This window comes from Mesorhizobium sp. (genome assembly GCF_017306585.1).
Classification (GTDB): Bacteria; Pseudomonadota; Alphaproteobacteria; order Rhizobiales; family Rhizobiaceae; genus Mesorhizobium.
In genome coordinates this window covers 1-4,502 of record NZ_JAFKIC010000105.1, presented here as the reverse complement: position 1 = coordinate 4,502, position 4,502 = coordinate 1, and the positions used below count along the sequence as shown (strand labels likewise).

Here is a 4,502-nt window from a genome sequence, read left to right as displayed (position 1 = left end):
CATGCGATGGCTTCCATCTTGCCGCCGGTCGGGATGTTGGGCGCGGTCTTGTTGTCGGTGATGACGAGATCGTAGCCGCCGCCGTCCTTCAGGCGCCATTGGCCGCCGACCAGCGGTGTCTTGGCGACATTCTTGGCCGCGAAGGGCGGCAGTTTGGCGCCGTCCCAGGCGATGGGGCCGACCAGCGTGTCGAGTTTGGTCGCGGCGATCGCCGCAGCCACCTTGTCGCCATCGCCGGCCTCGCCCGCCCGCTTCATCACGTCGACGGCGATCTCGAACAGCGCATGGACGAAGCCGATCGGCTGCGTCCATTGCCGGCCGGTGGCCTTGGTGAAGCCCGCCGCAACCTGGGCCGAGCTTTCGCCGGTGAGCGAAGATTTGAACGGGTGGTTGGGTGTCCACCAGACTTCCGAGGACAGGTTGTGGCCGGACTTGCCGAGCGCCTCGACCGATTGCGGGAACAAAAGCGCCTTGCCGATCGAGGCCACCTTGGGCGTGAACCCCTGCTGCTTGGCCTGGTTCCAGAAGGTGGTGAAGTCGGGCGGGATCATCACGCCGGTGATGATTTCGCAGGATGCGCCCTTGAAGGCGTTGATCTGCGCCGAGAAATCGTCGGTCAGGTTCTGGTAGCGGCCGGTGTCGGTCAGCCCGTAGCCGCCCTTGGCCAGGACGGGCGGGAAGCCGACCGTGCCGTCGCCCCAGGCATTGCCGTCGCCGTCATTGGGGAAGAGACCGCCAACTTTCTTGTTGGTCTCGACCTGCGCCCACATGTTGGTGAAGACGGCAATGACGTCCTCCAGGCCCCAGAAGAAATGATAGGCGTAATTGAACGGTTTCCACGAGGAGGGATCGCCGGGATTGCCCTGCTGGCCGATGAACCAGGGCTGCCACGGCGCCACGGTCGACAGGCACGGCACCTCCTCGGCCTCGCAGGTGGTGGCGACCGGGTTGGTGGTCTCCGGCGTCGAGGCGACAAGCATCAGGTTGACCTTGTCGGTGACGATCAGTTCCTTGGCGACTTCCGCCGCCCGGTTGGGATTGGACTGGCTGTCCTTGACGACGACCTCGTAGTTCAGCCCCGCGGCCTTGGTGGCGGCGAGAAAGCCGTCGATGATGAATTTGTCGGCCTCGGCGAAGGCGGCCAGCGGGCCGGATTGCGGGCTGACATAGCCAAGCTTGACCGGCGCGTTCTGCGCGATGGCCGGCATGGCAAGGCCCGATGTGCCCGCGAGCAAGCCGGTGGCGGCGGTGTTGCGGATGAATTCGCGTCTGGTGATCATTGGTGCTCCTCCCTTTGATGTCAGTCTTGTGGTCGTCTTCCCTCCCACGCGTCCTGCAACAGGGCGCGGATAGCGGCGCGGTCGAAGGGCCGCGGATTCCAGTACGGATTTTGGGTCGCGATCCCGGCGGCGCGGTCGAGATCACCCTGCTTGAGGCCAAGTTCCCTCAAGGTGAGCGGGGCGCCGACGGAGCTGGCGAAATCGTGAAGGCCGCTTCCGGCGCCGTCGCCGAAAAGGACGGCGACGGGTTCCAGCAATTCGGGCACGGCGGCGGCGTTGAAGCCGATCGTATGCGGCAGCATCACCGCATGGGTCTCGGCATGCGGCATGTCGAAGGAACCGCCCAGCGTGTGGCAGATCTTGTGGTGCAGCGCCATGCCGACGGCGCCGAGCACGGTGCCGCACAACCAGGCGCCGTAGAGCGCATCGCCGCGCGCTTCGAGATTCCGAGGTTCCCCGGTCAGGATCGGGAGGGCCGCTTTCAAGGCGCGCAGCCCCTCGGTGGCCATCAGTGTCGAGACCGGGTTGCGGTCCTGCGCGTAAAGCGCTTCGGCCGCATGCGCCATGGCGTTGAGACCCGAGGTGACGCTCATCGCCACCGGCAGGCCTGTCGTCAGTCCCGGATCGTAGATCACCACCTCCGGCAGGATTTTCGCATCCCGCACCGTGGTCTTCACGCCGTTCTCGGTCTGGCCGAGGATCGGTGTCACTTCCGAGCCGGCATAGGTGGTGGGGATGACGATCTGCGGCAGGTCGGTGCGGTACGCGATCGCCTTGCCCAGTCCCGTGGTCGAACCGCCGCCGAGCGCCACGACGCAGTCGGCGTTGACCTCGGTTGCCTTGCGCATCGCGGCTTCGGTCACGTCGACAGGCGTATGCATGGCCGCGCCGGAGAAGGTGCCGGCGGCGAACCGCCCCAGCCGATCCGCCAGCGCCTCGCCGTCGGCGGCCTGATGCGGGGTCGACAGCACCAGCGCACGCTTGCAGCCGAGCCGTTCGACCCAGGCGCCGACCTCGGCCGAAGCGCCGTTGCCGAAGACGATATGCGCCGGGCTGCCGGAATAGGTGAATTGCCGCGTCATGCCGCCCGGCTCCCCTTGCGCGCCATCGCCATGACGAAATGGAAATCGAGCGACCAGCTTTCGCTCACGCGTTTGAAGTCGCCGACCAGATCCGGCTTGACGCCGAACAGCGCGTCCTCGGCCAGACGCGGATCGCCGCGCTCGAACACCTGCGTGGTCAGCGTCTCGAAACCGTCGGCGCGGATCAGGAAATGCAGATGTGCCGGACGGCTGAGCGGGTAGTTCAGCTGGCGAAGCATCTGTCCGACCGGGCCATCGTCCGGCACGCCGTAGCCGGAGGGCTTGACCGTTCGATAGTGGAAGCGGCCATTCCCGTCGGTGGTGAAGATGCCGCGCAGGTTGAATTCCGGCTGCAGGTCGGGCTGCTGGTTCTCGTAGAGACCTTGCGCGTTGGCCTGCCAGGTTTCGACCGTCGCGCCCGCGATCGGCTTGCCGTCGAGATCGGTGACCCGCCCCGAAACGGTGAGCGGTGCCCCGACGCCATCGAGCGAGATGTCGGCGCCGAGCGGCAGCCTGGGCGCGTCCGCCCGGTAGAACGGGCCGCGCCCGGTATTGGGCGTAGCACCGTTCGGGCGCCTCGAATTGATGTCCTCGACCAATGCGGTGACGCCGAGCAGGTCCGACAGGAGCACCCATTCCTGCCGCTTGTCGTCGCTGGCGTGGCCGATCTCGGTGAGGAAGGCGATGGCCTGGCGCCAGTCCGCCGCTGTCGGGCGGGTCTCCCTGACGATCTGGTGGAGGTGGTCGACGACGGTCGCCAGCAAGCGCGGCAACGGCCCGGCCTTGGCCTTCGACAGGCGCTGGGCAACCAGTTCGGCCGAGTTGCTCTCGCTGAATGACGGTATGCCCAGATGTGACATGCGCCTCCCCGGGATCACTTCACCGTAGGAGATTAACGCGACTTCCAGACAAAGATGATGATTTCTGGCTGGCTTAATATACCATATCGTTATGAAACTCGATGAAAGGCATCTGATCCAGCTCGCTGCGGTGGTGCAGGCGGGCGGCGTCACCGAAGGGGCGGCCCTTGTCGGTCTCTCGCAGCCCGCCGTGTCGCGCACGCTGTCCATGCTGGAAAAACGCCTGGGCGAGCCGCTGTTCCTGAAAGGGCGCAGGCCGCTGCAGCCGACGCCTCTCGGCCGGGCACTGGCCGACCATGGCCAGGTCATGCTGGCGGCATCGCGCAAGGCCTCCGACATCGTCGCCAATTTCAGCCAGGGCCGTTCGGGCGTGGTGCGGGTCGGCGGCACGCCGTTCTTCATGGACGCGCTGATCTCCGGCATGATCGCCGATTTCCAGAACGCCTATCCGGACGTGCGCGTCGACCAGAGTTACGGCTACCTCCCGGACCTGCGCGCCGCCATCAATGCCGACCGCATCGACCTTGCCGTCTGCCCGATCGACATCCTGGAAGAGGGTTCGGGCATGGAGTTCCGCGAGATCCTGCCCGGCCGCAATGTCGTCGCCTGCCGGGCCACACATCCTCTCCTGCTGCGGCGCAAGCTCAGGACCGCCGACCTGCTTGACTATCCCTGGATCGCCCCACCGCCCGGCAGCCCGCTGCTGGAGGATTTGCGCAGCCTGCTTCTGTCGCTGGGCGCGACGGAGATCAAGATCCGCTATTCCGGCGGATCGCTGACCAGCGCCATCAACTATATGAAGGAAACAGACGCGCTGACCGTGCTGCCGCACAGCGTGGTCTTCGCCTTTCGCAAGGACAAGGCGCTCACGGCGCTGCCGGTGGCCATCCCGCACCCCGAGCGTGCACTCGGCCTGCTCAGGCGCGCCGACACGCCGCGCGCTCCGGCCGTCGATGCCTTCGCCAGGCACATCCGGCAAGGCTTCGACAATCTCAAGCACCTGATCAAGCGGCATGAGCAGGCGGTGGTGTGGGGCGCGTAGAATCTCGACCAATTGCGCAATTGTGCGATTAGCCGAAGTCTCCCAACGTCGTCATCCACGGGCGGAGCAGCCGCGCAGCGGCGTCGCGGAGACCCGAGGATCCTGTGTGTTTGTTCGGGTGTATGGTTTGAAGTGGGAAGGAGGCCGAGAGGATCCTGGTCGTCCCTTTCGGGGACAGGCCGCGGCATGGCTCGGTCCCTTCCCACCGATGAACCATCAACCTGAACAGTTGCACGGG

4 protein-coding genes are annotated in these 4,502 nt (G+C 66.0%); 1 reads left to right on the top strand and 3 read right to left on the bottom strand.

All coding sequences use genetic code 11. The annotated features are described in order from the left end of the window. The 3 genes from J0I79_RS03630 to J0I79_RS03620 all read right to left on the bottom strand — a co-directional run. A partial coding sequence (locus tag J0I79_RS03630) for an ABC transporter substrate-binding protein (protein WP_292855357.1) occupies positions 1 to 1,280 on the bottom strand: 1,280 nt, incomplete at its 3' end. Between the two features lie 20 nt (positions 1,281 to 1,300). Beyond that, positions 1,301 to 2,362, bottom strand: a complete 1,062-nt coding sequence (locus J0I79_RS03625) for a maleylacetate reductase (protein WP_292855356.1) — start codon at positions 2,360 to 2,362, stop codon at positions 1,301 to 1,303. Further along, on the bottom strand, positions 2,359 to 3,222 hold the full coding sequence (locus tag J0I79_RS03620) for a dioxygenase (RefSeq protein WP_292855355.1): 864 nt from the start codon (positions 3,220 to 3,222) through the stop codon (positions 2,359 to 2,361). Before J0I79_RS03620 ends, J0I79_RS03625 begins: the two co-directional genes overlap by 4 nt. Before the next feature lie 91 nt (positions 3,223 to 3,313). Here J0I79_RS03620 and J0I79_RS03615 point away from each other — a divergent pair, with 91 nt between their 5' ends. Beyond that, positions 3,314 to 4,264: a LysR family transcriptional regulator gene (locus tag J0I79_RS03615; protein WP_292855354.1), complete on the top strand. Its 951-nt coding sequence runs from the start codon at positions 3,314 to 3,316 to the stop codon at positions 4,262 to 4,264. Positions 4,265 to 4,502: the final 238 nt, after the last annotated feature.